Raw genomic sequence first — 25,260 nt, forward strand, 5'->3', positions numbered from 1 at the left:
GGACATTATGTCATTTCGTGTCGACGAGAGGCTCCTCCGCCGTCGTCATGTCGAGCACCAGCCGACGGGCTCGGAAGGTCGCCATCATGATCGTCGTGCCCACGACGACGCCGAAGGCTCCCAGCGGCCACAGCACGAGCGCGGCCGCTCCGCGCCCGAGAATGATCGCGAGCAGCCCGACGCACGCCAGGATGCCTCCCGCGCCGATGCCCGTGCGCCACACGGGCGCCAGGAGGCTGCGACCCCGCGGATGCGGGACGCCTTCGGCGAACGCGCCCGGGCGATCGCCGAACCGGTCGCGAGGCGCCTCGATCGGCGCCCCCGACTCGTCGATGTAGATCGTCCCCGACGTCCCTGTCCCAGTCTCAGCGGACCTGCTTCCGGCCATGATCGGATCCTGGGTCTGCGACCTGCGTCGAAGCCCTGAGCAACCTGTGAGGAGGCTGGTAGCGATCCGCTCCGACGCAGAAATGACATAAGCGCCTCCGAGCCCGTGCCCCGTCCTCGTGACGCCAACGCGCCCACCCGGTCGTGCTTGGTAGCACGCCGTCGTGCACATCCCCATCGACCTGCGCGGCCGCGGCCATCGGCCTACGCTCTAGCCATGACATCACCAGACCCGCCCGCAGGACCCGACGGCCCAACGGTCCCCCGGCTGACACCTCACCCCACCGCCGTCTTCTTCGGGGACTCCGTCGTTACGGGGTGGAACTCGGTCAGCCACCCCCGCAACCGCTTCTCGTCGCTGGTCTGCGAGCACCTGCGCTGGCGAGAGGCGAGCCTGGCGGCCGATGGCATCGGCTTCTTCTGCCAGCGCGGTGGGAAGCTGCCCGGGGGCGGCCGCTCCCCCTCATGCCGGGACACCACCTGGTTGGAGACGGTCCTGCGCGCTGAGCCCGACGTCGTCACCATCTGCCTCGGGCTCAACGACGCCGCGCTCCTGCCTTCCCAGCGGGACCTCGTGGAGGAGGCCATCGAGCACGACTTCGCCTTCCTGGTTGAGCGCCTTCCGGGCGTCCCCACGATCGTCGCTCCCTACTTCCCCGCCCTCGGCATCGGCCCGCGCTTCGGCATCATCCACCGGCTCGTCCACGACCACGCCACCCGCCTCGGCCTGGCCTCGACCGACGCCATGAGCACCGCGATCGACGGCAACGAGAACAAGCTCGCGATCGACGGGATCCACCCCAATGACGCCGGTCATGCGGCCATTGCCCGTGCCATGATCGCCATCTACCGCGAGATGGTCCCCGACCTGGTCCCCACTCCCCCGCCCTCCGGCGCGCTGTCGAGCGGCGCCCCGCTGTAGCAGTCCGGTGCGCGCGGGCATAGGCTTGCCCGCGGTTTCCGTCCAGACGTCAAGACATAGGAGTTGCTGTGCCTCAGCGCCGAGAGCCGACGCTCGCCGATGTCGCCGAGCTCGCGGGCGTCTCGCTGACCACCGTGTCACGAGTGATCAACAACCGCGGTTACCTCAGCGAGGCGGCCAAGGAGCGGGTCAGCGCCGCCATCGCGGAGCTCAACTACCGGCCGAACCAGGCCGCCCGCGTCCTGCACGGCATGGCCACCCGGAGCATCGGCGTCATCGTACCGACGGTGGCCCTTCCCTTCTTCGGTGAGCTCGCCGCGCAGCTCGAGATTGCATTGGCGGAGCACGGCTACCGCATCCTGGTGTGCAACTCCCAGGGCCGCGCCGAGCGCGAGCGGGAGTATCTCGACCTGCTCGTCTCGCATCGTGTGGACGGCATCATCTCGTCGGCTCACAACGAGGACCTCGCCGATTACGGCACGGTCCGCATGCCGTTGGTCATGATCGACCGCGACCTCTTCCCTGCCATCCCCAACATCCGCTGCGACAATGTCCGAGGAGGCGCTCTCGCCACCGAACACCTCCTCCAGCGAGGGGCGCGCCACCCGCTGCTGCTCACCTCGCGCACGGGCAGGCGCAACGGCCGTGAGGCCGGCTATCGGTCCACGCTGGCCCTGGCCGACATCGAGGCCCAGATCGTGGCCGTCGACTTCAATACTCCCGAGCCGGAGCGGACCCAGCGCATCAACGATGAGCTGACCAGCCGCCTCGGTGGTTTCGACGCCGTCTTCGCCACTGATGACCTCACCGCGGCCGGCGTTGTGGAGTGGGCCCGATCGGCGGGGCTGGGCGTCCCCGAGGACCTGCGAGTCATCGGATTCGACGGCACGCGGGCGATCCGCCAGGCGATGCCGGGACTGACCACCATCCGGCAGCCCATCGCCGAGCTCTCGCGTCGCGCCGTCGCCGAGTTGCTGGCCCAGATCGCGGCGATCCACGACGGCGTTGAACTGCGCGCGCTGGAGATCGCTCCGATCGAGCTCCCGGTTGAGCTCGTCATTGGCCGGACCACCTGAGCCGCGCGTCCTCATCAGCGCTGCGGACCGGTCTCGTCGCTGTTTTCGACCGGTCTCGGTGGAAAAAGGGGTCGGGCCCACCGCGGGAATGCGATGGGCCCGACCCTCTCTGGAGATGCCCTGGGCTTCTCAGTCGTGGTTGACGCTGAACAGCGCGTCGCCGCGCGAGGCGTCGTGGGTCCCGGCCTCGGAGATGCCGGAGAACTTGTCGCCATTGGACACGACGATCGGCGTGACGATCTGGTACCCGGCCGCCTTGACCGCGTCCCAGTCGACCTCCACCAGCGGCGTGCCGCGGCGGATGACGTCGCCCTGGTGGACCTTCGGGCTGAAGTGCTTGCCGTCGAGCTGGACGGTGTCCATGCCGACGTGGATGAGCACCTCCACGCCGCTGGCGGCGCGGATGCCGTAGGCGTGGCCTGACGGGAAGGCCACGATGACCTCACCATCGACCGGGGAGACCACCGGGCCCGCCGACGGGATAACCGCCAGGCCCGGGCCGAGCAGCCCCTGGGAGAAGACGGCGTCGTCCACCTCGGACAGCGGAACCACGCGCCCCTCGATGGGCGAGGTGACGGAGAAGTCCTCAGCGGCCTCAGCGGGGAGCTCGACCTTGACCGCCTCATGGGGCTGGCCCTCGGCGGTGTGCTCGTGGATGGCCTCAGCCTCAGCCTCGGCCTCATCCTCGACGTCGCCATCGGCCAGGGAGGCGGCTCCCTTGGCGGTGCGGGAGTAGAAGTAGGCGCCGCTGAAGGCGATCACCGCGACAAGGACCTCGAGAGCGAGGTAGGCCGGAATGTGCTTGGGGACCATGGACACGAAGCCCACGAATCCCGCGGCGCCGAGCGCCTGGCTGCGCACGTTGAACAAGGACACCAGAGCGGCGCCGATGGCCGCCGATCCCATGCCGATGAAGAACGGCCAGCGCAGGCGCAGGTTGACGCCGAAGATCGCGGGCTCGGTGATGCCGAGGAGCGCGGAGACGCCACCGGCGCCAGCCAGGCCCTTCATCTTGGCATCCTTGGTGCGCAGGAAGACTGCGATAGCGACGGCGCCCTGGGCGACGTTGGCCATGGAGGCGATCGGGAAGATGAAGGAGCCGCCGGTGTTGGCGATGTCGGAGATCAGCGGGATCTCCACTGCCGGGAAGGACTGGTGCAGGCCGGTGACGACGATCGGCGAGTAGACGAGACCGAACAGCGCGCCGCCCAGGGGGCCGAGCGTGTTGTACGTCCAGTCCAGGCCGTCGGTGATCCAGATGGAGAGCTGGCGCGTGATCGGGCCGACGACGACGAAGGTGAGGAAGCCGGTGCCGAGCAGCGTGATGAGCGGGGTGAGGAGGAAGTCGGCCGTGCCGGACAGGCGCTTGTGCAACTGCTTCTCGATGACCGACATGAGGTAGGCGACGCAGATGATCGGGATGACCATCGCCTGATAGCCGATCTTCTGGACCTCCAAGCCGAACAGTTGCCAGCTGGGATTCGCCCCCGTGAACTCCCAGAACTTCGCGGCCGCCTCGGGGTTGCTCATGTCATAGGCGCTCAGCAGGGAGCTGGAGACCATGGCGGCGCCCATGGCCCCGCCGAGGTAGATGTTGCCGCCGAAGCGCTTGGCCGCCGAGAATCCCACGAGCACGGGGAGGAATGCGAAGGCCGCTGAGGAGATGAGGTTGATGAGGTCGGCATAGTCGGCCAGCCAGGTCCACCGGTCCTTGAGCGACATCTTGCCGAAGAGGCCCTCGGCCGTCAGGACGTTGTTGATGGCCATCATGAGACCGCCGGCGATGAGGGCGGGCAGGATCGGGACGAAGATGTCCGCGATCATCTTGATGAACCGCGAGGCGAGGTTGCCGGACTGGGCGGCTACCTGCTTGGCCTCATCCTTCGAGACCTCCTTGACCCCGCCGGTCGCGATCATGCGATCGAAGACGTGGTCCACATCGCCGGGGCCGACGATGATCTGGTACATGCCGCCGGCGATGAAGGTCCCCTTGATATCGGGGTCCTTGTCGAGGGCTTTCTGATCGACCTTGCCCAAGTCCGCAAGGACAAGTCGCAGGCGGGTCGCGCAGTGCGCGGCCGCCGTGATGTTCTCCGCGCCGCCGACGTAGGTCAGGACGTCGGTCGCCACCCGGGCGTGATCCATTGCCACCCGGTGCCTCCTCTCAGTGGTCGGCACTGCCAGGCGCCATCCTCCCCGTCACCGGGCGCGGCGAGCCGCGAGATGGGGATCGTGGGGGTGGGATGCAGCGCCACGGGGTCATCGATGATCCCCTGGCAGGGCCTGTGTTAAACGTGAGTCACACTACCGTTACGCGCCCGTCCGGGCAAGGCCGGTCTGAGTGCCGGGCGATGCGACTGCCGACGCGACCGACCCGCGCTGATCCGCCGAGTCCCCGATCGTCGCGTCCGCGCCTGATTCTGCCCGCCACTTTGCCCGTTCCCCGGTGGGGCTTCGGCCCTATTCGCCCGGGTCCCGCTAGGCTCAGCACCATGACAGCCGAGCGCCCGCGCACCTCAGGGACCCTGCCCACCTCCTCCTCACGCGGCCGCTGCCGAGCCAAGGCTCCGGCCCCGGGCGAGAACCGGCCCGGTCCCTCCCTTGGCATCGACCTGGGCACCACGCGCACCGTGGTGGCTCGCGTCGACCGCGGTAACTACCCGGTCGTGCCCTTCCCCGATGAGCACGGTGATCCCCAGGAGTACCTGCCCTCGCTCACGGCCCTGACCCCGGACGGCCTGGTCCACGGCTTCGCCGCGCGCGCCGCCGCCCGCGAGGGCGCCCCGCTGCTTCGCAGCCTCAAGCGGCGCCTATCGAGCCCGCGCATCACCCCGGCCACCGAGCTCGAGCTCGGTGGCCAGCGCTTCACCGTCCTGGAGATCCTCACCGACTACCTGCGCCACCTGCGAGCCCAGCTCAAGGCGGCCCCCGGCATGGACGGCACCGACCCCGGTGCGCGAGGATCGCGCGTCTCGGTCGCCGTCGCCGTGCCGGCCCATGCCTTCGGCGCCCAGCGCCTCCTGACCCTCGAGGCCTTCGGCGATGCCGGCTTCAATGTCATCGCCATGCTCAACGAGCCCAGCGCGGCCGGATTCGAGTACACGCACCGCAAGGCCCGCACCGTCTCCTCCAGGCGCAGCCGGGTGCTGGTCTACGACCTCGGCGGCGGCACCTTCGACACCTCGCTCGTGGATGTGCGAGGCGTTGCCCACGAGGTGCTGGCCTCCCGCGGTCTGGGGGACCTCGGCGGCGATGACGTCGACCTCCTCCTCGCCCAGCTCGCGCTCGAGCGCGCGGGCGTGCGGGAGGAGGACCTCAATGATCGTGAGGTCTCCGATCTGCTCGACCAGTGCCGCGATGCCAAGGAGGCACTCGCCCCCCAGACCCGGCGCATCGCGCTGGACGTACGCGGCAAGGACATCATCATCCAGACGGCCGAGCTCTACGACGTCTGCAAGCCCCTCCTGGAGCGCTCACTGGACGTCATGGAGCCCCTCATCGGCCGTCTCGCCGACGGCGACCCGGATCTCACCGAGGTCGCGGGCGTCCACCTGGTCGGCGGCGGCTCCGCGCTGCCCCTCGTGCCCAGGATGCTGCGCGAGCGCTTCGGCGCGAGGGTCCACCGCTCCCCCTACCCCGGCGCCTCCACCGCGATCGGCCTCGCCATCGCCTCGGACCGGGACTCCGGCTACGACCTCATCGACCGCCTCTCGCGCGGCTTCGGAGTGTTCCGTGAGGCCGACGACGGCCAGCGCACGACCTTCGACGCCATCCTTGGGGAGGACGCGATCCAGGCCGGCGCCACCCGTGAGGGCACGGTCATCACCCGCCAGTACACGGCCGTCCACAATATCGGCTGCTTCCGCTTCGTCGAGTGCGCGGGCGTCGACGCCGACGGCGAGCCCCGCGGCGAGCTCGCCCCGTACCAGGAGATCATCTTCCCCTTCGACCCCGCCTTGCGCGACGAGGACCTCTCCGGACGCCCTGTCGAGCGCACAGGCGCGGGTCGCCGCGTTCAGGAGCGCTACGAGATCGACTCCGCGGGACTCGTCCAGGTGACGATCACCGACCTGGAGGACGGCTTCTCGCGTCGCTACGTCCTGGGCCGCCAGACCGCCTGAGGTCCTGGAGGCCCGGTGACGCCCCGCCCACCCCTGGAACGGGGCGGGCGGGGCGTCTCAATATGCTGTGATGGATGGTGTGGAGCGGGCGTCGTCCAGTGGTATCCCGCCACCATCGCTCCCAGGGGCCGCCGGCGCGTGATCCCCGGGAGCGGATCAGCCGGCCTGGCGCTTGGCGGCCCGGCGCTTGGCGAGCTCATCCTCGACGACGGGGGCCTCGGCGTGGTCCACGGGGAGCTCGGCGAGCGATCCCTCGACCTCATGCCAGACCCGGCCGACGGCGATCCCGAAGACGCCCTGCCCCCCCTGGACGAGGTCGATGACCTCGTCGGCAGAGGTGCACTCGTAGACGGAGGCGCCATCGCTCATGAGGGTCATGGAGGTGAGGTCCTCGACCCCCCGCTCGTGGAGAGCATCCACCGCGGTGCGGATCTGCTGGAGGGAGACACCGGTGTCGAGCAGGCGCTTGACGATCTTGAGCAGGAGGATGTCGCGGAAGGAGTAGAGGCGCTGCGTGCCCGAGCCCTTGGCGCCGCGCACCGTCGGCTCGACCAGCCCGGTGCGGGCCCAGTAGTCGAGCTGGCGGTAAGTGATGCCGGCGGCGCGGCAGGCGACCGGTCCGCGGTACCCCGAGGAGGCGTCGAGGTCCGGAAGAGTGTCGCCGAAGAGCATGCCCTGGGCGAGCTGCGGTGCGGGTGCGTGAAGACTCGCTTCGTTCGCGCTCACAGGACTGCTCCTCACAGATCGGTTACTGGCTTTCGGATCGCGACGGGCTGCCGTCAACGACCGCATGCCCCACGATAGAGGGCGATCCGCTCCCGCTCAACGAAGGGCGCGCCGAGCGGAACTCCTCCGCTGGATCTCAATCTCAACTTCAAGTCAATGACGGACGACGGGAGGCCGGGTTTCACCTGGTATTCGGGGATTTCATCAGTGCGCCTAAAAAGGTGATCATGACCGAGATCACCTCAATAGTCACATCTGTCACACATGTGCCGCGTGTCGCGCTGGGTCCAGGCAGCGCCGGATCCCGCCCTCACCTGGTCGGGGGATCCTCCGGGATGGCGGTGGCCAGGCTCCTCCGCCAGCGCGCCATCCGCTCGTGCATCGTCTGCTCGCCCAGGTCCACCCCGCGCAGCCTCAGCAGCGTCTCGGAGGCGAGGATCGGCCGGTCCAGGGCGCTCGCCAGGACGAGGGCGTCGCCCGGGGCGCAGGGGACCTCCCCCACCTCTCCGCGCTCGTCCCTTCCGGCGATGGCCAGGCCGCAGACGAGGCGGGCATCGGCGTCGACCCCAAGCCGTATCTGGAGGAGGGAGCCGCCCAGCATATGGACGCTGCGCGCCAGCAGGCTCACCCAGCCGGGTCGTGTGGAGGGAATCGGCTCGGAGAGCACGAGTCCCTCGCGCGCGGTGACGGGAACGGCGGTCATGCCAGGGCCACCGGCCTCGACGAGGATCGCGACGAGGCCGGTGGAGGCTGCGGTGGATCGGATGCCCACGAGATGCATGGGGCGCACGCCATAAGGCTACGGGTCAGCCGGGTGCCGCGTCCGGCGAATGGGCGCACCGACTCATCGGCTACTCCGGCCTTCGCCGGCGCCCGGCCGGCTGGGAAGTCTGCGGCTCAGGACAGGGCGCGCACGGCCAGGTGGAGCAACTCCCCGTGCAGCTCGCCGATGAGGCCGGCGAGCCGGGTGGCGGAGTCCTCGGCCGCCGTGGCCGAGCGGCGCCGGGCGGACTGCGTGGCCTGATCGATGGAGTCCGCCGCCCGCTCCGCGCTGGTGCGCACCAAGCGCAGATTGCGCAGGGGCAGTCCCAGGCGCGCGGCCTCCAGGGCCAGGCGCGTGATGCGCAGGCTCTGGGGGGCGAAGCGCCCGCGGGCGTCGGCGGCGATGAGACCCACTGAGATGAGCTCGTTGATATCCGGCTCGGAGGCCCCCGTGAGGGCCCTGAGATCCTCCAGACTCATGTCGGCTCCCTCGACGGCGCGGCCCCGCGAGGCCACCACCCGGGCGACCGGGGCGGGATCCGGCGCCGAGGCGGAGGCGTCCATGTCCTCCAGCCTCTCCCGGATGACGCCCAGCGGCAGGTACTCGTCGCGCTGGGCCGTCAAGGCGAAGCGCAGCCTGGCGACGTCGGCCTGCGAGTAGCGCCGGTAGCCGTTGCCGATCCGGTGCGGCGAGATGAGCCCCTCAGTCTCCAAGTAGCGCAGCTTGGACACCGACAGCGCGGGGAACTCGGCCCTCAGCGCCTCGACGACCTCGCTGATCTTCATCGTGGCCTCGCGGGAGACGCCGCGCGGCCACGGCCCTGGAGCCCCCTTCCCGGCGGCGGGGCTCTGCTCGCGGGATCGACTGGGTCGGTTCACTGGGCGGTCGCGGCAGGGCCGGGGTGGTAGGTCATCCGGAACTTGCCGATCTGGACCTCGTCGCCGGCCCGCAGGGTCGCCTGCTCCACGCGCTCCCTATTGACGTAAGTGCCGTTGAGCGATCCCGAATCGCGCACGGCGTACCCGCCGTCGACGGCGGAGAAGATCGCGTGCTTACGGGACACCGTCACGTCATCGAGGAAGATATCGGCGCGGGGGTGGCGGCCCACGGTCGTCTGCTGCGCGTCCAGGAGGAATCGCGCCCCGGTCACCGGGCCGTGCTGGACGATGAGAAGCGCCGTGCCCGCAGGCAGTGCGGCGATCGCAGCCCGGTCCTGAGCCGAGAGGCCGATGACCTGGACGTCGACATCGGCGGACAGGTCGATCGCGCCGAGGGTCTGGGTCGACGTGGTGTCCGAATCCGATGGAATGCTCGTCATCGTGGCCCCCTCTGGTAGGGCGGCGCTCGTCGCGCCGCGATGGGCCCACCATACCGGTCCCCGCGCGCCGTCGTCGCGCCGTTCAGGCTCTCGCTCCCTCACCGAATGCGGGAATACGGCGCCGGGACAGGTGGCAACCGGCAGGTCCAGGCCATCGCGGGTCAGGCTCAGGAGCTCATCGGCGTCCAGGTACTCGGCATCCTCGTCCCGCTCCGGCCTCAGGCCCACTTCTCCTCGACGCGCTCGGGCGCGGACCAGGTGACGTGGTAGGTGCCCTCCGGGTCGTCCACGCGGTGGTAGGTGTGCGAGCCAAAGAAGTCCCGCTGGCCCTGGATGAGGGCCGCTGGCAGGCGCTCGGCCCTCAGCTGGTCCACGTAGGCCAGCGAGGAGGCGAAGGCGGGTGCCGCGACGCCGGCAAGGGCCGCCGTGGCGACGATGCGGCGCCAGGCGGGCAGGACTGCCTCCAGTGCGGAGGCGAAGACCGGAGCTGTCAGGAGGCTGCCGAGCGCCGGCTCCTCGTCGTATGCGCGGGTGATATCGTCCAGGAGGCGGGCGCGGATGATGCAGCCGCCGCGCCAGATGCGGGCCATGGCGCCCAGGTCGACCTGCCAGCCGTAGAGTCCCGAGGCCGTGGCGATCTCGTCGAAGCCCTGGGCGTAGGCGGCGATCTTCGAGCCGTAGAGCGAGTCCTTGACCGCCGCCACGAACTCCTCGCGCGCCTCGGGCGCGTCGAGCGCCGGCGGCTGGGCGCCAGCGTCGAAGGAGGCGTTGCGCACGGCCAGGCGCGCACCGGCCGAGGAGGAGGCGGCGCGCGCGAACGTGGCCTCCGCGATGGCGGGCACGGCCACGCCGAGCTCCAGGGCTGTCTGAGTGGTCCACACGCCGGTGCCCTTCTGGCCCGCGGCGTCGACGATGGCGTCGACGAAGGGCCCGCCCGTGGCGGGGTCCGTGCGGGAGAGGACCTCGGTGGTGACGTCGATGAGGTAGGAGTCGAGCTCGGAGTCCTTCCAGGCGCGGAAGACCTCGGCGATCTCGGCCACGCTCATGCCCGCCACGCCGCGCAGGAGGTCGTAGGCCTCGGCGATGAGCTGCATGTCGGCGTACTCGATGCCGTTGTGGACCATCTTGACGAAGTGGCCCGCGCCGTCGGGGCCCACATGGGTGCAGCAGGGGACGCCGTCGACCTGGGCGGAGATGGACTCGAGCATCGGGCCGAGGCGGTCGTAGGACTCTGCCGTCCCACCGGGCATGATGGAGGGGCCCAGCAGCGCGCCCTCCTCCCCGCCGGAGACGCCCATGCCCACGAAGTGCAGACCTCGCTCGCGCAGGGCCTCCTCGCGGCGGCGGGTGTCGGTGTAGAGGGTGTTGCCGGCGTCGACGATGATGTCGCCGGGCTCCATGAGCTCGGCGAGCGCGTCGATGACCGCCTCGGTGGCGGCCCCGGCCTGGACCATGATGATGGCCACGCGGGGGCGGCGCAGGGAGGCGACGAAGTCCGCGAGCTCGGCTGCGGGCACGAAGGCGCCCTCGTCCGCGTAGCGGTCCATGAGCTTCTCGGTGCGGACCGGAGTCCGGTTGAAGACGGCCACCTCGTGGCCGTGGCGGGCCAGGTTGCGGGCGAGGTTGGCTCCCATCACCCCCAGGCCGACGACGCCGAGGTCTGCGGTTGAGGGGGCAGGGGTGAAGCTGGTCATCACGTTGCCTTTCGGTGGATCGCGGCCCGGGCAGCCGATGCGGCTGGCTCCTTCGGCCCCGCTGCGCGCGGGGATCCTCGCGTGGGCCGCTGCCAACAGTAGCCCGCGGCGCCACCGGCCCCTGCCCCTTACTCTCCACGTGAAACACGCCAGGGCCCAGCGCGCCGGGCACCTAAAGTAAGGCCGGCCGCAGAGCCCTGCGGCCAAGACCACTCCAGGAAGGCACCCGTGCCAGCATCCACAGCACCGCCCCAGTCCCGTCCCCCCTCGGCGACGGCACTGCTCGATAGTCGTGACCTGCGACTCCCAAGGATCGCCGACCCCTGCGTCCTGGTGATGTTCGGCATCACCGGCGATCTCGCGCGCAACAAACTGCTGCCGGCCATCTACGACTTGGCCAACCGCGGCCTGCTCTTCCCCAGCTTCTCCCTGGTGGGCGTGGGCCGGCGCGACTGGGACGATGGCGCTATGCGCGACTACGTCGAGAAGTGGGCGCGCGCGGGTGCCCGCACCCCGTGGCGCGGCACCACCTGGGAGCAGCTGGCGGCCGGGATGCGCTTCGTCACCTTCTCCTCCTTCGAGGACGATGACGCCTACCAGCGCCTGACCGGCGTGGTCGAGGACCTCGACGCCTCGCGCGGCACGGCCGGCAACCGGGCCTTCTACCTGTCGATCCCCCCGGGCTGGTTCCCCGCCGTCACCGAGCGCATCGCCCGCTCCGGCCTGGTGGAGCGCGACGAGCGATCCTGGAGGCGCGTGGTCGTCGAGAAGCCCTTCGGCCATGACCGGGCCTCCGCGCGCGAGCTCGACGAGCTCATCGGCCGCATCGTACGGCCCGATGACGTCTTCCGGGTCGACCACTACCTGGGCAAGGAGACGGTCCAGAACATCCTGGCACTGCGCTTCGCCAACACGATGTTCGAGCCCCTGTGGAATCAGCGCTATGTGGATCACGTGCAGATCACCATGGCCGAGGACATCGGCATTGGCACGCGGGCCGGCTACTACGACACCATCGGCTCGGCGCGCGACGTCATCCAGAACCATCTCCTCCAACTCCTGGCCCTGGTGGCCATGGAGGAGCCGACCTCGATGGATGCCGCCGCCGTGCGGGCCGAGAAGGAGAAGGTCCTGGCCTCGGTGCGCCTGGAGCGCGACGGCGTCCTCGACCTGGACGCCACGACCTCCCGGGGCCGCTACGCCCCCGGCTACCAGGGCGGCACCGCGGTCAAGGGCTACCTGGAGGAGGACGGCGTGGCGCCGGACTCGCGCACGGAGACCTTCGCGGCGCTGCGCCTGGAGATCGCCAACCGCCGCTGGGCGGGCGTGCCCTTCTACCTGCGCGCGGGCAAGCGCCTGGCCCGCCGGGTCACCGAGGTTGCCATCGTCTTCCGCCAGCCGCCCTTCCTGCCCTTCAACGACGCCGCGACCGCCGGTATCGGCGCCAACACCATCGTGCTGCGCATCCAACCCGACGAGGGCGTGACCCTGCGGGTGGCCTCCAAGGTGCCCGGTACCCAGATGGAGCTGCGCGACGTGACGATGGACTTCGGCTACGGCGCCGCCTTCAACGAGGAGTCCCCCGAGGCCTACGAGCGCCTCATTCTCGATGCCCTCCTCGGGGACGCCCCACTGTTTCCCCACCAGCGGGAGGTGGACCTGTCATGGAGGATCCTCGACCCGGTCATCGAGCACTGGTCGGCCTCCGGGCCGCCGCGGGACTACCGCCCTGGCTCCTGGGGACCCGAGGACGCACACGATCTGCTCGCCCGCGAGGGCCGTGCCTGGAGGCGCTCATGATCACCACGCTCACCGCCACCACCACCGCCAGGATCACCTCGGCGATCCTGGCCAACGAGGGCGCCCACGGGCACTCCCACGTCCTGACTCTGCTCATCACCTGCGACGCCGAGCACCTCGAGGCCTCCCTCGAAGCTGCTCACGGAGCCAGCCGGGATCACCCCAGCCGCATCATCGCGGTGGTCCCCGAGCGAGGGGAAGCCCAGGAGCCCTCGGGGCCCCGCAGCCGGGACGGCCACGTCGCCTCCGACATCGGGGGGCACCTCGACGCCGAGATCCGCACCGGCCATGACGCCGGCGCGGGCGAGACGATCGTCCTGCGCCCCTGGGGCGAGGCCGCCGACCACATCGACACGCTCGTCGTCCCCTTCCTCCTGCCTGACACGCCCGTGGTCGTCTGGTGGCCCCATGAGTGCCCGCGCGTGCCCGCCGACGATCCCCTGGGGCGCCTCGCCACCGCGAGGATCACCAATACCCCGGCCCTCGAGCGGCCCGAGACCGCCCTGCGCGGCCTGGCGCCGAGCTCGCGGCGCGGGGATATCGACCTGGCGTGGACGCGCATCACCCTGTGGCGCGCCATGGTGGCCTCCGCCCTGGCCCCCGCCCTGCGCGGCGCGGGCGTGACCTCGATGGTCATCGAGGGAGAGCACTGCAACGCCTCCGTGGCGCTCATGACCTCCTGGCTGAGGCTCCGCCTGGGCGTGCCTGTGGAGCGCCGCGATGTCGAGGGGTTCAAGGGCATCGCCTCCGTGCAGGCCCGCACCCCGGAGGGCGAGATCACGATCACCCGTATCGACACCGACCGCGTGTGCGTCTGCCGCCCTGATGGGCGCGAACCGCAGATCGCCACCATGACCCGCCGCAGCGACGTGACGACCCTCGACGAGGAGCTGCGCCGGCTGTCCCCCGATCCCCTCTACGGGGAGGTCCTCGCGGCCTTCCTCGCCGAGAGCCCCCGGACCCAGGACCCCCAGCCCTCACAGGAGGCCACGCGATGACCGAGCCCACCTCCGCGCGCCCCGGCGCGCGCCACGACATCGAGTCCCGGACGGCTGGCCTGCCCGCCCCGATGGTCGATATCGCACCCACCCGCGAGGAGGCCGCCGAGCGCGCGAGCGCCGCGATCGCCGCGGCCATCGCCGAGGGCCTCTCCGCCAGGGGCGCCGCTCATCTCGCACTGACCGGCGGCTCCGGTGGCAGGGCCATCGCTCACGCGCTGCCGACCGCTCTCGCCGAGGCCGGGTTCCCACCCCAGGACCTGCGGGGGCTGCACATCTGGTTCGGCGATGAGCGCTTCGTGCCCGCTGGCGACGCCGAGCGCAACGACCTGTTCGCCGCTCCCCTGGCGGAGGCCGGCGTGCCCGAGGAGAACATCCACCGCCTGGCCGGGCCGGAGGCCGCCGCCGACGTCCGCCTCGCCACGGAGGCGCTCGAGCGCGACCTGGCCGTCGCGGGCCCCGTCGGCGGGCGCTTCGACGCGATCCACCTGGGCATGGGCCCCGATGGGCACGTCTGCTCCCTCTTCCCCGGCCATCCCGTGGCGCTGACCACGGGGAGGGACATGGCCGCCGTCGAGGACTCCCCCAAGCCCCCGCCCCAGCGCGCCACCCTCACCTTCCCGGCGCTCCACCGCTCCCGGCTCGTGGTTCTCCTGGCCTTCGGGCAGGACAAGCGCGACGCCGCCCGCGCCGGCCTGGGCTCGCCCGACGCCGCGCTCGCCCCGATCTCCTGCGCCCGGGGCGAGCGGACCCTGTGGTTCCTCGACGACGCGGCCGATCCCCGAGACCGGTAGTCCTTCCTGTGGCGCAGACCTCCTCCCACCCGTAGGCTCGGGACATGAGAACCGTCGCCCTGGGCAGCTCCGACCTGCTCGTCCCCGCCATCGCACTAGGGTGCATGCGCATCAAGCACCTCGAAGACGCGCGGATCCGCGAGCTCATCTCCACCGCCCTCGACGAGGGCGTGACCATGTTCGACCACGCCGACATCTACGGCGGCGACCACGCCTGCGAGGAGCGCTTCGGGACGGCCCTGGGCTGGTCCGCGTCCGAGCGCGAGCAGGTCATCCTCCAATCGAAGTGCGGGATCCGCGAGGGCTACTACGACGCCTCGGCGGAGCACATCGTGGCCTCGGTGGACGAGTCCCTGAGGGCGCTGCGCACCGACTACCTCGACATCCTCCTCCTGCACCGCCCCGATGCCCTCATGGAGCCCGATGAGGTCGCGGAGGCCTTCGACACCCTGACCGCCTCGGGCAAGGTCCGCGCCTTCGGCGTGTCCAACCACAGCCGCGGGCAGATGGAGCTCCTGCGCGCATCCGTCGCCCAACCACTCGTGGCCAACCAGCTCCAGCTCTCGCTCGCGCACGCCCCCGTCATCGCCGAGGGCGTGGCCCTCAACATGGCCCACGCGCAATCCGTGGACCGCAGCGGTGGGATCCTCGACTACTGCCGGATGACATCCACGACGGTGCAGGCATGGTCCCCGATGCGCGGGCCCGGCTGGGAAGGACCCTTCCTCGGAGACCGGGACCGCTTCCCCGGGCTCAACGACGTCGTGGACCGGCTGGCCGCCGAGTACCAGGTATCCCCTGAGGCGATCGGCACCGCGTGGATCACCCGCCACCCGGCTCGGATCCAGGTGGTGCTGGGCACGACCAGCCCGGAGCGGCTCCGCCGCAGCGCACCGGGCGCCGACCTGGTCCTCACGCGGCCGCAGTGGTACGAGCTGTTCCGGTCCGCCGGGCACATCGTGCCCTGAGCCTGTGGATCCAGGCCTGTGGCGCGCACTGTCCACAGGCCTGCGCTCAAGAGCCGGCCCGGCGACGTACGGTCGGCCCATGCGTCGTCCCATCCACGCCCTGCCCTTCGGCATGGCGGCGTGCGCCCTGGCCCTGGCGGTCGCCCCGATCGGCGCGACCGCCGAGTCGGAGCCGTCGCCTCCCGCCACGCCCGTCGGCGCTCCCGACGCCCAGGCATGGCTCGACGGTGTCGCCTGGGACGATCGGGGGAGCGCCGTCCTCGATCCGGCCGCCGCGATCGCGGCGCTCGACGCGCTCGCCGCTGATCAGCCCGCCGTCGAGTCCTGGAGCGCCGGCGGCAGCCGCACCGGCTGGTTCGGCAAGGCGTGGGAGGACGTCGACGGCGATGGCTGCGACACGCGCAATGAGATCCTCGCCCGTGACCTGTCCCACGCGGACTTCTCCCGCGCGGACGGGCATCAGGGCCGTGAGGACGGCGGGGGCCAGGGCGCGGCGGTCTGCCCCGACGCCACGGTGTGGAGTGGGGTCCTCCACGACCCGTACACCGGCGCCTCGGTGAGCTTCCAGCGCGGGCAATCGACGTCCGACGCCGTCCAGATCGACCACGTCGTCCCGCTCAACTACCTCTACGCCCATGGCGCCTGGGCGTGGGACGCCCGCACTCGTCTGCTGGTGGCCAACGACCCGCTCAACCTCGTGGCCGTCGAGGGCCAGGCAAACCAGTCCAAGGGGGCCTGCGGCCCGGCCACCTGCCCCATCGGCTCCACGGAGACCGGCACGTGGTCCACCGCTGTCTCCCCCGGCTGGTGGCCCCCCAACGACTCGTTCCGGTGCGCCTACGCTCAGCGCTTCGTGAGCGTTGCCGCCGCCTACCGGCTCGGCCTGCCGGACGCGGATCGCCAGGCCCTGCGCTCCACGCTCGCCGACTGCTCGGACGGCGGGGATGGCGCCCCCAGCATCATCGAGACCACGAGGGACGCCATCACCCGGGCGCCGGGGGCGCTCCTGAGCGATGGCCGCTACCGGGCGCTCCTCATCGCGGGGATGCTGCTGCTGGGCGCCGGGATCGTGGCACGGGCTCGTCGAGCCCTTCGGCGGGCGTCACGCCGCCGGCGTCGAGGCTGAGCCCCGCCGAGGCTAGGATGCCGCTGTGAGAACCGACGATGGCTCCGGGGCGCGGGAATCCCTCGATCAGGCGCGGCAACGGGCGGTCGAGGACGCCGCGGGCACGGACGGGCCCACGGGCGCGCGCGTGGACGTGTGGCTGTGGAGCACGCGCCAGATCAAATCCCGGTCGGCGGCGACCGCCGCCTGCAGGGCAGGGCATGTGCGCGTCAACGGGGAGACGGCGAAGCCCGCCCAGCAGGTCAAGGTCGGTGACGAGATCCGCTACCGGGTGGATGGTTTCGATCGCCGGCTGCTGGTCACCCGCATCCTCGTCAAGCGGGTCGGCGCGCCTATCGCCCGCACTGCCTACAAGGACTTCTCCGCCCCCAGGCCCTCCCCCCTGGACTCGCCGGCGGCGATCATCCGGGATCGCGGGGCGGGCCGCCCCACGAAACGGGAGCGCCGTCGGCTCGACGCGCTCATGGGAGGCGCTGCGGTGGAGCGGGGTGAGCGGGTGATCGCCGATGAATTGGATGCTAAGCTCGCTAGGGCTTTCGATGAGGAGGATTGAGATGCCGGGACTCGGCGGGCGCCCGTCGATGGGCGCTGCGGCATTGGCTGGTATTGCCGCGATCGGCGTCGCTGCGGGGGCGGTGAGTGCCCGGCGCCGGGACCTGGGCCCGGCCTTCCACGACGTCGCCTCGGAGCTGCGCGCTCCCCTGCTGGTCCTCGGCCACGGGCCAACGGGCGAGCCCCGGCCCATCGCACCCGACTCCTCCACCAGGATAATGCGGCTGAACAGCCAGGCCCGGGTCTTCCCCCGTCGCCTGGGCCGCGAGCAGGTCATCGACTCGGGCGGGCGGAGCCTGCGCCTGTGGCTCTACGAGACCTCCGCCCGGCGCGAGGGCGGGCCGAGCGGCGCGCTCATCTGGATCCACGGCGGTGGCCTCGTCGCCGGCACCCCCGCCCAGGACCACGCCCTGTGCTCGCGCATCGCGCGCGAGCTCGGCATTCTCGTGGTCTCGGTGGACTATCGCCTTGCCCCCGAGCACCCCTACCCCGCGGCGATCGACGACGTGCGGAGTGCGCTGCGGTGGCTGCGCATGAGCGCCCCGGCCCTGGCGGTGGACACCTCCCGTGTGGCGGTGGGAGGGGCGAGCGCCGGCGGGGGACTGGCGGCGGCGCTGGCTCAGCGCTGCCGCGATGAGGGGATCGACCTGGCCTTTCAGATGCTCATCTACCCCATGCTCGATGACCGCACCGGCGTCGGCGGCGTCGACATCCCGGGGCGGGGCGACTTCGTATGGACGGCCCGGCAGAACGCGGAGTGCTGGCAGGCCTATCTCTCGCATCCCTCCGGGGAGCCCGAGGATCGCCCCTGGGCGGCGGCGGCTCGCCGCGAGGACCTGACCGGCCTCGCCCCCGCGTGGATCGGTGTGGGAGGCCTCGACCTTTTCGTCGACGAGTGCGTCGACTACGCGGGCCGGCTGGAGGCCAGCGGCGTGCCCGTGCGCTTGCGCGTGGAGCCGGGCATGTACCACGGGGCGGACATCTGCCAGTGGGCCCGCTCGATGCGGGACTTCCGGGCGGAGTCCATCGATGCGCTCGGGCGGGCGCTGCGCGGAGCCTGACGCGAGCCCTCACCGATCCCGCTGACGGGCTCGGGCAGCTGCTCAGTCGCGGCCGGCGGGCAGCCGCGCCATGAGGGCGGCGACGGTGCGCAGCACGCCGTCCTCGGTGTTGGCCGGCGCCGTGTAGGCGGCGGCGGCCAGGATGCCGCGGTGGGCGTTGGCCATGGCGAAGGACAACTCGGAGTAGTCGTAGAGCCCTAGGTCATTGAGGTAGTCGCCGAAGACTGCGGTCTGGGCGGGGGTGATGCCCAGACGGTCCTGGATGGCGCTGACGGCGCGCCCCTTGTCCGCGCCGTGGGACATGAGGTCCACCCAGTGCTTGCCGGAGACGACGGTCTGGACGGTGGGAACGGCCGCGCGCATCGCTTCGGCAGTGCCGCTCTCGACGTCGTCGAAGTCGAACACGGCGACCTTGAGAACGGTGTCCAGCGGGAGGGCCAGGAGATCCTCAACGCTGCGGTGGGCGGTGTAGTAGATCCCGATCTGGGCGGAGAAGAGGGCATCATCCCTCTCGGTGTAGGCGCGCTCCTTACATGCCACGACCGCCCCGAGATCGTGCCCCTCGGAGACGAGGCGGTGGACGGCGGTGATGGCGGCGCGAGCCTCGTCAGGGCTGATGGTCGCGGAGTGGATCTCGACGCCGTCGTGCACGACGAAGGAGCCGTTCTCCGCGATGAGGGGCGAGTCGTCGACGGCCGCGCCCAGCACGGCGCGGAGGTTGGCCATCTGCCGACCGGAGGCCGGGGCGAAGAGGACTCCGCGCTCGCGCATCTCGGCGACGGCGTCGTCGAGTCCCGCGGGGAGGCGTCCCTCGCCGTCGACGAGCGTGCCGTCCATGTCGGTGACCACGAGCCTGAGGTCGACGGTATCGGGCAGGGCGGCGGACAGACGGGCGTCGAGTGGTTCACGTTTCACGGCGCCCATCATGTCAGAGGCTCCTCACCATGACAGGAGCCGTGCTCGGGGATCTGTGACGGCTGACCGATGAGCCAGAGCAGCACGTGGGTATCGAGGAGGTAGGTCACTCCCATAGGAGGAGCTCCTCCTCGGGCATCGGCTCGCCGAAGTGCCGAGGAGAATTGAGCCTTGGCATCCTGGACGCTCATCGTGGTCATGGGACCAGGCAACTCGGCAGTGATGGTTCTGACCAGGATGAATGGGGCAGAATTGATGCGATTCAGGGCATTGGGGCACTGCGCCCAGCCGAGCGCCCGACTCCCGCGCTCTCGGAGGGCAGACTTGACGCCTTCCGGGATGCGGCATCCTCCGGCACTCGGTTCCCGGCGGCGTCGTCGGCATCGCCCGGCTCGCCGTCGTTCCCAGCATTCTCGGCACTGGCGCTCTCGGCCTGGGCGACCTGCTCGAGGGCGGACTGGCGCGAGAGCGGGACGTCCTCGTAGAAGAACCCGATGAGCATGGCCAGGCCGAAGACGGGCACCATGAGCAGGAAGATCGGGGTGAGCGCGTCGGCGTAGGCGTTGGTGATCGCCGTGCGGAGAGCGTCCGGGAGCTGGTTGACGAGTGCCGGCGTGAGCGAGGAGCCGGCATCGCCGTGGAAGCCCTGCAATGCCTCCTGGATCCGCGGGTCCTCGCTCGTGGCCAGGGCCATGAGGTTGGCACCGAGCTGATCGGTCAGGTTGTTGGAGAAGGCCACGCCGATGAGGGAGGAGCCCAGGGAGACGGCGACCTCGCGGAAGAAGTTGTTGCCACTGGTGGCCGTACCGAGGTTGCGCGGCTCGACGTCGTTCTGGACCAATGTGACGAGCAGCTGGAAGAACAGACCGATCCCCGCGCCGAGGACGAAGACGGCGGTGGAGATGATCCACACGGGGGTGGAGGCGCTGAAAGTGCTCATCCACAGCAGTGCCGCGCCGGCAATGACAGGTCCGATGATGAGGTAGATCCGGTAGCGCCCGGTGCGGGTGACGAGGATGCCCGAGCCGATCCCGGCGAGCAGCATCCCCGCCGTCATGGGGACCAGGAGGAGGCCGGAGGCGGTCGCGGAGTAGCCGTAGCTCATCTGGAGGAAGGTCGGCAGGTAGAGGCTGGCGCCGATCATGCCGCCCATGGCCAGCATCCCCTGAATGGTGGAGAGGATGAAGGTGCGGTTCATCAGGACCGTCATGGGCAGGATCGGCTCGGCCGCGCGCTTCTCGACCAGGGGCAGGACGAGCCAGGCCAGTGTGCCGACGACGATCATGGCGATGAGCGCTGGGCTGGTCCAGTCGAGCTGGTTGCCGCCGAAGGTGGCCACGAGGACGATGAGCACGGCCCCGAGATTCATCAGGCACAGCCCGGCCCAGTCGATCGTGGCCCGGAGTTTGTGGACCGGAAGCTTGAGGACCGCCCACACGGCGATCCAGGCGACGACGCCCAGCGGCAGGTTCACCCAGAAGACCCAGTGCCAGGAGACGGAGTCCGTCAGCCAGCCGCCGACGATGGGGCCGAGGATGGAGGCGATGCCGAACATGGCGCCCATGGGGGCCATGTAGGTGCCGCGAACGCGCGGCGGGATGAGGTCCCCGGTGATGGCCTGGGAGGAGATCATGAGGCCGCCTCCGCCCAATCCCTGGAGGGCCCGCCAGGCGATGAGTGCCGTCATGGAGTCGGCGGTGCCGCACAGCGCCGAGCCGACGAGGAACAGGGCGATGGCGATCAAGAAGAGGGTCTTGCGGCCCACGAGGTCGCCGAGCTTGCCGTAGATCGGCATGGCCACAGTGACGGCGAGGGTGTAGGCGGTGATGATCCACGCCATGTGGCTGGCGCCGCCGAGGTCGCCGACGATGGTGGGCAGCGCGGTGCCGACGATCGTCTGGTCGAGGGCGGACAGGAACATGACGACGAGCAGGGAGGCGTAAACGGCCCAGAAGCGGCGGTCGGGTGTGAAGACGTCCGCGGCTCTGACGGTGTGCGATGCCCCGGCCTGCGCGGTGGGTGCGTCGGTGTCGCGCTTGGTCACGCGTGGTCCTTTCTCGTGGCGGCGGTTGGCGCCATGGGGTTGTCGAAGATGCCGCGGAGGCTGGCGGTGACGAGATCGAGCGCCTCGGCGAGGGTCTCGGGCGCGGCCGATGAGCGGGAGGAGGGGGCCGTCCCGTCGCAGGGCGCGCCGGTACCGGGATCGCCGCCGTCGCCGGACCATAGCTCGAAGGCCGCCCTGTACAACGTGATGGCCAGTGCGGCGGCCGCGATGACCTGCGGAGAGCCAAGGTCCGCCCCCAAGCGCCGGGCGAGGGCGGCGCGGACGACCGAATGCACGAGGCGCACGCGCGACTGGAGCTCGGGGACGATGCTCGGGGCATCGCGAAGCACGAGGCGCAGCCGCTGAAACTCCTCGGCGTCGCTGGCCATGGGGGCCACGGCGTGGGTGATCAGCTGAAGGAGATCGGCCAGGAGCTCGCCGTTGGAGGCGACGAAGGCCTCGATCTCGGCCTGGGGCGGGACCTGGGGCGCCCGGAGGATGAGGTCGGCCTTCGTGGGGAAGTAGTTGAAGACGGTGCGTCGGGAGCACCCCGCGTCCGCCGCCACATCCTCCACCGTGGTCGCCTCGTATCCACGCTCCGCGGCGAGTCGCAGGGCGCTGGCCTGGATGGCCTCTCGGGTGCGGCGCGCGCGAGCGGCGCGCAGCCCGGGACCGGAGGAGGCGCCGATTGCGGCTGGCTGATTCACAGCACGATGATTGCACTCAGTGCAGCCTTGCACCAAGCGCAAGACATATGCGCATGAACACATACTGTCAGGTTGTACGCGAGCGGTGGGGCTTCTCTCGCCCCCGTGGGCGATTGGCGGGCGGGCATCTCGCCATGGAGGCCGGGTACCGGGCGAACGCGGGGACCCTCGCGTCGGCGCGCCCCGACGCCGGCGAGCCTCCCACCGTGGATACCGGCTCCGCGCTGCACCCCGCCGCCTACCCGGCGGACTGGGACGCCATCGACGAGCCCCGCCCTATCCGGGCGATCCTGGGACGACTGCCCGGGTGGCGCCTGGTGATGGATGATGAGATCCCACGGGCGCTCCTGCGGGCGCCGCCACCGTCGTAGTCGAAGGCCGATCATGTCCTCTCCCCTGTCCACCGCCTCCAGCGAGCCGCGGATGGCCCCTGCCCGTCCCGACGCCGCCGTGACGGCGGGATCTGCCCGCTTCACCGTGATCACCGATCGGCTCATCCGCATGGAATACTCCCCTGATGGGGCTTTTACCGACGCCGCCACCCAGCTCGTCCTGTCCCGGGACCTGGGCCCCACGCCGACCTTCCGAGTGGTGCGTGGCGATGACCGCCTGGAGATCCTGACCGAGCACCTCCACCTGGCCTACCAGCCCTCGCGGGGCTTCTCCCGCTCCGGGCTGAGCGTCAGCCTGCGCACCGCCGTCCTCAACCTCCACGGGGGTACCTGGCATCACGGCGATGCATGGGACCCCCACGAGAGCTACCCGACGAACCTCGGCGGCACCCGCCGCACCCTGGACGAGGCCGACGGCCGGGTGGATCTGGGGACGGGGCTGCTGTCCACCAACGGCATCTCCGTCATCGACGACTCCGGCTCCCTGCTCCTCCAGAAGGATCAGTGGGTGCGGCCGCGCCCGGGGGCTGGCCCCGTGGACGGCGCTCCGGGAGGAGAGGACCTCTACCTCTTCGGCTACGGCCAGGACTACCGCGGCGCCCTGCGCGATTTCTTCGCCTTGACTGGCCCGACGCCGCTGGTACCCCGGGCGCTCCTGGGCAACTGGTGGAGTCGCTACCATCCCTACTCCGAGGAGGAGTACCTCGCGCTCATGGACCGCTTCGCCGCGGAGGAGCTGCCCTTTTCCGTGGCGGTGCTCGACATGGACTGGCACTGGGTGGACATCGACCCGGCCATCGGCAATGGCTGGACCGGCTACTCCTGGAACACCGAGCTCTTCCCCTCCCCCTCGCGCTTCCTCGCCGCGCTCCATGAGCGGGGCATGGAGGTGACCCTCAACCTGCACCCGGCGGCCGGCATCCGGCGCCATGAGGACGCCTATGCCCCGATGATGCGGGATCTGGGCCGCGATCCCGAATCCGGTGAGGAGATCCCCTTCAACATCACGGACAAGGCCTTCGTGGCCGCCTATCTGGAGCGCGCCCACCATGTGCTGGAGGAGGAGGGCGTGGATTTCTGGTGGCTCGACTGGCAGCAGGGCGGAGTCACCGATATCCCGGGGCTCGACCCCCTGTGGATGCTCAACCACATCCACTATCTGGATTCCGGCAGGGAGCGCCCGGGCGGACGGCGCCGCCCCATCACCTTCTCCCGCTTCGCGGACGCCTCCAGCCATCGCACGCCCATCGGCTTCTCCGGCGACACGGTCGCCAGCTGGGACTCTCTGGCCTTTCAGCCGGAGTTCACGGCGAGGGCGGCGAATATCGGCTACTTCTGGTGGTCGAATGACATCGGCGGTCACATGTTCGGCGTCAAGGACTCCGAGATGATGGCGCGCTGGGTGCAGCTGGGCTGCTTCTCCCCCATCAATCGCCTCCATTCCACTGCGTCGGTCTTCAATTCCAAGGAGCCGTGGCGCTACTCCCGTGATGCGCGCGCCACGATGAACGCCTACCTGCGTCTGCGCCACCGGCTGGTGCCGAGCCTGTACACGTGGGCCCGGCGCGCCGCGGCCGACGGCCTCGCCCCGATCCGCCCGCTTTACCACGACCACCCGTGGTGCGCGGGGGCCTACTCCCATCACACGGAGTTCCTGTTCGGCGACCTCCTGGTGGTGCCCATGGTTCACCGCTCCGATGCCGCTACCGGGCTCGCCCAGGAGAGCGCCTGGCTCCCCCAGGGGGCCTGGTTCGACCTGCCGACCGGCCGCCGCTACACGGTCGGGGTCGAGGACGGCGCTGAGCTCGTGCTCTCGCGGCGCCTGGAGCAGGTGCCGGTGCTGGCGCGTGCGGGCAGCCTCCTCGTGCTCGCCGGCGACCTGGCCGAGGCCGCGGGCGCCAATCCCCGGTGCCTCGACGTCGTGGTGGTGCCGGGGGCCGACGGCGTGTTCGTCCTGGAGGAGGATGATGGCTCTCCCGAGCCCGGCCCGGATGGAGTGGTACGCACGCGCTTCGCCCTGACCTGGGATGAGAATGCCGGGCGCGCGCGACTGGAGATCGACCAGGGGGGCCCGCGGGGCGTGGTGCCCGAGGCGCGGGAGATCACCGTGCGCCTCCTGTCGGCTGGCGGTGATGTGCGCGCGTCCCTGGATGGGCGGGTGCTGGAGGTGCGCGGTCGGCGCGCCGATGGCCTCACGCTGGGCGCAGGGCTCGACATCGAGCTGGGAGAGGTTCTCCCAGCCGACGGCGTGGTGGTGGAGCTGGAGGGGCTGCGGAGCGCGCCGCCGGTTCTGGCCGATGAGGTGTTCTCGATCCTCGAGCCGGTGGAGATCGACTATGCGGTGAAGGATCGCGCCTGGGACGTTGTCCGGTCGGGGGCGACCGGCGGGGCGCTGCTCGGCGGCCTGCGCGCCGTGGGAGTCCCCGACGCCGTGCTGGCCGCGGTCGCCGAGGTCGCCTGAGGCCCGCTGGGCGTGGCGGCCCGGCGATGCTTCGTTGGGCCGGGCGGCCGCTTGATCGTTGAAACCGTCTCCCGAACCGTCCAGGGCCGCCCGTAAGCGCTGATGGCGCCTGTGGCGGAGTACGCCATCAGCGCTTGCGAGGTGCTTCGGAGGGCCTGCGGTGCTCATGAGGACTCCCGCAACAGCGATTCGGTCCATAAAACCGCGAGAATCCGCGCTACGAACTCGCTGTGCGGGTGAGGGGTATTCGTCTGTCAGCCGCTCTCTCTCCCCACCACTCAAAATATTGGGAGGAGGCGTAGCGGCATGTCATGGCAGTGGTGGTGCGAGCCAGGAGGATGTAGAGGCTGGTGAAGGGACAGGTTCGTGGCAGGATTCCGTGAGCACTGAGCGGGTGGGCTTCCATAAATGACGCTCTTCTGCGGCCCATACCCT

The 25,260-nt window shown here is 70.6% G+C and carries 22 protein-coding genes; 12 read left to right on the forward strand and 10 right to left on the reverse strand.

Going from position 1 to position 25,260, the window contains the following annotated elements; translation table 11 throughout:
* Positions 1-10: 10 nt before the first annotated feature.
* Positions 11-388, reverse strand: coding sequence for a hypothetical protein (locus B1H50_RS04700; protein ID WP_080462634.1), 378 nt, complete (start codon positions 386-388; stop codon positions 11-13).
* A 216-nt stretch (positions 389-604) separates the two neighbouring features.
* Between B1H50_RS04700 and B1H50_RS04705 the strand changes: the two genes are divergently transcribed.
* The gene (locus tag B1H50_RS04705) at positions 605-1,309 is read left to right on the forward strand and encodes an SGNH/GDSL hydrolase family protein (RefSeq protein WP_080462635.1); all 705 of its coding nucleotides are present in this window, start codon (positions 605-607) and stop codon (positions 1,307-1,309) included.
* Between the two features lie 68 nt (positions 1,310-1,377).
* Positions 1,378-2,385: a LacI family DNA-binding transcriptional regulator gene (locus tag B1H50_RS04710; RefSeq protein WP_080462636.1), complete on the forward strand. Its 1,008-nt coding sequence runs from the start codon at positions 1,378-1,380 to the stop codon at positions 2,383-2,385.
* A gap of 129 nt (positions 2,386-2,514) precedes the next feature.
* Here B1H50_RS04710 and B1H50_RS04715 read toward each other — a convergent pair whose 3' ends face one another.
* The gene (locus B1H50_RS04715; RefSeq protein WP_188640725.1) at positions 2,515-4,530 is read right to left on the reverse strand and encodes a sucrose-specific PTS transporter subunit IIBC; all 2,016 of its coding nucleotides are present in this window, start codon (positions 4,528-4,530) and stop codon (positions 2,515-2,517) included.
* Between the two features lie 347 nt (positions 4,531-4,877).
* Here B1H50_RS04715 and B1H50_RS04720 point away from each other — a divergent pair, with 347 nt between their 5' ends.
* The gene (locus B1H50_RS04720; RefSeq protein WP_080462638.1) at positions 4,878-6,506 is read left to right on the forward strand and encodes an Hsp70 family protein; all 1,629 of its coding nucleotides are present in this window, start codon (positions 4,878-4,880) and stop codon (positions 6,504-6,506) included.
* Between the two features lie 156 nt (positions 6,507-6,662).
* Here the strand turns inward: B1H50_RS04720 and B1H50_RS04725 are convergent, their stop codons facing one another.
* The 5 genes from B1H50_RS04725 to gndA all read right to left on the reverse strand — a co-directional run bounded on the left by B1H50_RS04725 (position 6,663) and on the right by gndA (position 11,007).
* Positions 6,663-7,178 carry a MerR family transcriptional regulator gene (locus B1H50_RS04725; RefSeq protein WP_080462795.1) on the reverse strand — a complete coding sequence of 172 codons (516 nt, stop codon included), beginning with the start codon at positions 7,176-7,178 and terminating at the stop codon, positions 6,663-6,665.
* Between the two features lie 364 nt (positions 7,179-7,542).
* Complete coding sequence (locus B1H50_RS04730) at positions 7,543-8,013, reverse strand: DUF151 domain-containing protein (protein ID WP_080462639.1); 471 nt, start codon at positions 8,011-8,013, stop codon at positions 7,543-7,545.
* 116 nt (positions 8,014-8,129) lie between these two features.
* On the reverse strand, positions 8,130-8,780 hold the full coding sequence (gene ftsR / locus B1H50_RS04735; RefSeq protein ID WP_080462640.1) for a transcriptional regulator FtsR: 651 nt from the start codon (positions 8,778-8,780) through the stop codon (positions 8,130-8,132).
* Positions 8,781-8,869: 89 nt separating this feature from the next.
* Positions 8,870-9,313: an FHA domain-containing protein gene (locus B1H50_RS04740; RefSeq protein WP_080462796.1), complete on the reverse strand. Its 444-nt coding sequence runs from the start codon at positions 9,311-9,313 to the stop codon at positions 8,870-8,872.
* Positions 9,314-9,531: 218 nt separating this feature from the next.
* On the reverse strand, positions 9,532-11,007 hold the full coding sequence (gene gndA, locus B1H50_RS04745) for an NADP-dependent phosphogluconate dehydrogenase (RefSeq protein WP_080462641.1): 1,476 nt from the start codon (positions 11,005-11,007) through the stop codon (positions 9,532-9,534).
* A gap of 228 nt (positions 11,008-11,235) precedes the next feature.
* Here gndA and zwf point away from each other — a divergent pair, with 228 nt between their 5' ends.
* From zwf to B1H50_RS04780, 7 genes are all read left to right on the forward strand, one after another.
* Complete coding sequence (gene zwf / locus B1H50_RS04750; protein WP_080462642.1) at positions 11,236-12,807, forward strand: glucose-6-phosphate dehydrogenase; 1,572 nt, start codon at positions 11,236-11,238, stop codon at positions 12,805-12,807.
* Positions 12,804-13,805 (forward strand): glucose-6-phosphate dehydrogenase assembly protein OpcA, encoded by a 1,002-nt coding sequence (locus B1H50_RS04755; protein ID WP_080462643.1) that lies wholly within the window; start codon positions 12,804-12,806, stop codon positions 13,803-13,805. Before zwf ends, B1H50_RS04755 begins: the two co-directional genes overlap by 4 nt.
* Positions 13,802-14,599, forward strand: a complete 798-nt coding sequence (gene pgl, locus B1H50_RS04760; RefSeq protein ID WP_080462644.1) for a 6-phosphogluconolactonase — start codon at positions 13,802-13,804, stop codon at positions 14,597-14,599. The genes B1H50_RS04755 and pgl overlap by 4 nt, the downstream gene beginning before the upstream one ends.
* Positions 14,600-14,643: 44 nt before the next feature.
* Complete coding sequence (locus tag B1H50_RS04765) at positions 14,644-15,567, forward strand: aldo/keto reductase (protein WP_080462645.1); 924 nt, start codon at positions 14,644-14,646, stop codon at positions 15,565-15,567.
* 79 nt (positions 15,568-15,646) lie between these two features.
* The gene (locus tag B1H50_RS04770; protein ID WP_080462646.1) at positions 15,647-16,693 is read left to right on the forward strand and encodes an HNH endonuclease family protein; all 1,047 of its coding nucleotides are present in this window, start codon (positions 15,647-15,649) and stop codon (positions 16,691-16,693) included.
* Positions 16,694-16,820: 127 nt separating this feature from the next.
* Positions 16,821-17,246 (forward strand): RNA-binding S4 domain-containing protein, encoded by a 426-nt coding sequence (locus B1H50_RS04775; protein ID WP_229657934.1) that lies wholly within the window; start codon positions 16,821-16,823, stop codon positions 17,244-17,246.
* A 1-nt stretch (position 17,247) separates the two neighbouring features.
* Positions 17,248-18,306, forward strand: a complete 1,059-nt coding sequence (locus B1H50_RS04780) for an alpha/beta hydrolase (RefSeq protein ID WP_229657918.1) — start codon at positions 17,248-17,250, stop codon at positions 18,304-18,306.
* Positions 18,307-18,348: 42 nt separating this feature from the next.
* Here the strand turns inward: B1H50_RS04780 and B1H50_RS04785 are convergent, their stop codons facing one another.
* The 3 genes from B1H50_RS04785 to B1H50_RS04795 form a co-directional block, all read right to left on the reverse strand.
* Positions 18,349-19,221, reverse strand: coding sequence for an HAD-IIB family hydrolase (locus B1H50_RS04785; RefSeq protein WP_080462798.1), 873 nt, complete (start codon positions 19,219-19,221; stop codon positions 18,349-18,351).
* Between the two features lie 262 nt (positions 19,222-19,483).
* Entirely contained in the window at positions 19,484-21,265 is a 1,782-nt protein-coding gene (locus B1H50_RS04790; RefSeq protein WP_080462648.1) for an MDR family MFS transporter, read from the reverse strand.
* Complete coding sequence (locus B1H50_RS04795) at positions 21,262-21,972, reverse strand: TetR family transcriptional regulator (protein WP_158082825.1); 711 nt, start codon at positions 21,970-21,972, stop codon at positions 21,262-21,264. The genes B1H50_RS04790 and B1H50_RS04795 overlap by 4 nt, the downstream gene beginning before the upstream one ends.
* A gap of 206 nt (positions 21,973-22,178) precedes the next feature.
* Here B1H50_RS04795 and B1H50_RS09720 point away from each other — a divergent pair, with 206 nt between their 5' ends.
* Together B1H50_RS09720 and B1H50_RS04805 are read left to right on the forward strand one after the other, a co-directional pair.
* Positions 22,179-22,343 carry a hypothetical protein gene (locus B1H50_RS09720; RefSeq protein WP_158082826.1) on the forward strand — a complete coding sequence of 55 codons (165 nt, stop codon included), beginning with the start codon at positions 22,179-22,181 and terminating at the stop codon, positions 22,341-22,343.
* A 13-nt stretch (positions 22,344-22,356) separates the two neighbouring features.
* Positions 22,357-24,825, forward strand: coding sequence for a glycoside hydrolase family 31 protein (locus tag B1H50_RS04805; RefSeq protein WP_080462651.1), 2,469 nt, complete (start codon positions 22,357-22,359; stop codon positions 24,823-24,825).
* Positions 24,826-25,260 lie beyond the last annotated feature (435 nt).

It is taken from the genome of Actinomyces gaoshouyii, assembly GCF_002072175.1.
GTDB lineage: Bacteria > Actinomycetota > Actinomycetes > Actinomycetales > Actinomycetaceae > Actinomyces > Actinomyces gaoshouyii.

Excerpts from the sequence above, each read along its gene's own strand:
- B1H50_RS04700 (WP_080462634.1), bottom strand. The coding sequence starts at position 388 with ATGGCCGGAAGCAGGTCCGCTGAGACTGGGACAGGGACGTCGGGGACG.
- B1H50_RS04705 (WP_080462635.1), top strand. The coding sequence starts at position 605 with ATGACATCACCAGACCCGCCCGCAGGACCCGACGGCCCAACGGTCCCC.
- B1H50_RS04715 (WP_188640725.1), bottom strand. The coding sequence starts at position 4,530 with ATGGATCACGCCCGGGTGGCGACCGACGTCCTGACCTACGTCGGCGGC.
- B1H50_RS04720 (WP_080462638.1), top strand. The coding sequence starts at position 4,878 with ATGACAGCCGAGCGCCCGCGCACCTCAGGGACCCTGCCCACCTCCTCC.
- B1H50_RS04725 (WP_080462795.1), bottom strand. The coding sequence starts at position 7,178 with ATGCTCTTCGGCGACACTCTTCCGGACCTCGACGCCTCCTCGGGGTAC.
- B1H50_RS04730 (WP_080462639.1), bottom strand. The coding sequence starts at position 8,013 with ATGCATCTCGTGGGCATCCGATCCACCGCAGCCTCCACCGGCCTCGTC.
- ftsR (WP_080462640.1), bottom strand. The coding sequence starts at position 8,780 with ATGAAGATCAGCGAGGTCGTCGAGGCGCTGAGGGCCGAGTTCCCCGCG.
- B1H50_RS04740 (WP_080462796.1), bottom strand. The coding sequence starts at position 9,313 with ATGACGAGCATTCCATCGGATTCGGACACCACGTCGACCCAGACCCTC.
- gndA (WP_080462641.1), bottom strand. The coding sequence starts at position 11,007 with ATGACCAGCTTCACCCCTGCCCCCTCAACCGCAGACCTCGGCGTCGTC.
- B1H50_RS04755 (WP_080462643.1), top strand. The coding sequence starts at position 12,804 with ATGATCACCACGCTCACCGCCACCACCACCGCCAGGATCACCTCGGCG.
- pgl (WP_080462644.1), top strand. The coding sequence starts at position 13,802 with ATGACCGAGCCCACCTCCGCGCGCCCCGGCGCGCGCCACGACATCGAG.
- B1H50_RS04765 (WP_080462645.1), top strand. The coding sequence starts at position 14,644 with ATGAGAACCGTCGCCCTGGGCAGCTCCGACCTGCTCGTCCCCGCCATC.
- B1H50_RS04770 (WP_080462646.1), top strand. The coding sequence starts at position 15,647 with ATGCGTCGTCCCATCCACGCCCTGCCCTTCGGCATGGCGGCGTGCGCC.
- B1H50_RS04780 (WP_229657918.1), top strand. The coding sequence starts at position 17,248 with ATGCCGGGACTCGGCGGGCGCCCGTCGATGGGCGCTGCGGCATTGGCT.
- B1H50_RS04805 (WP_080462651.1), top strand. The coding sequence starts at position 22,357 with ATGTCCTCTCCCCTGTCCACCGCCTCCAGCGAGCCGCGGATGGCCCCT.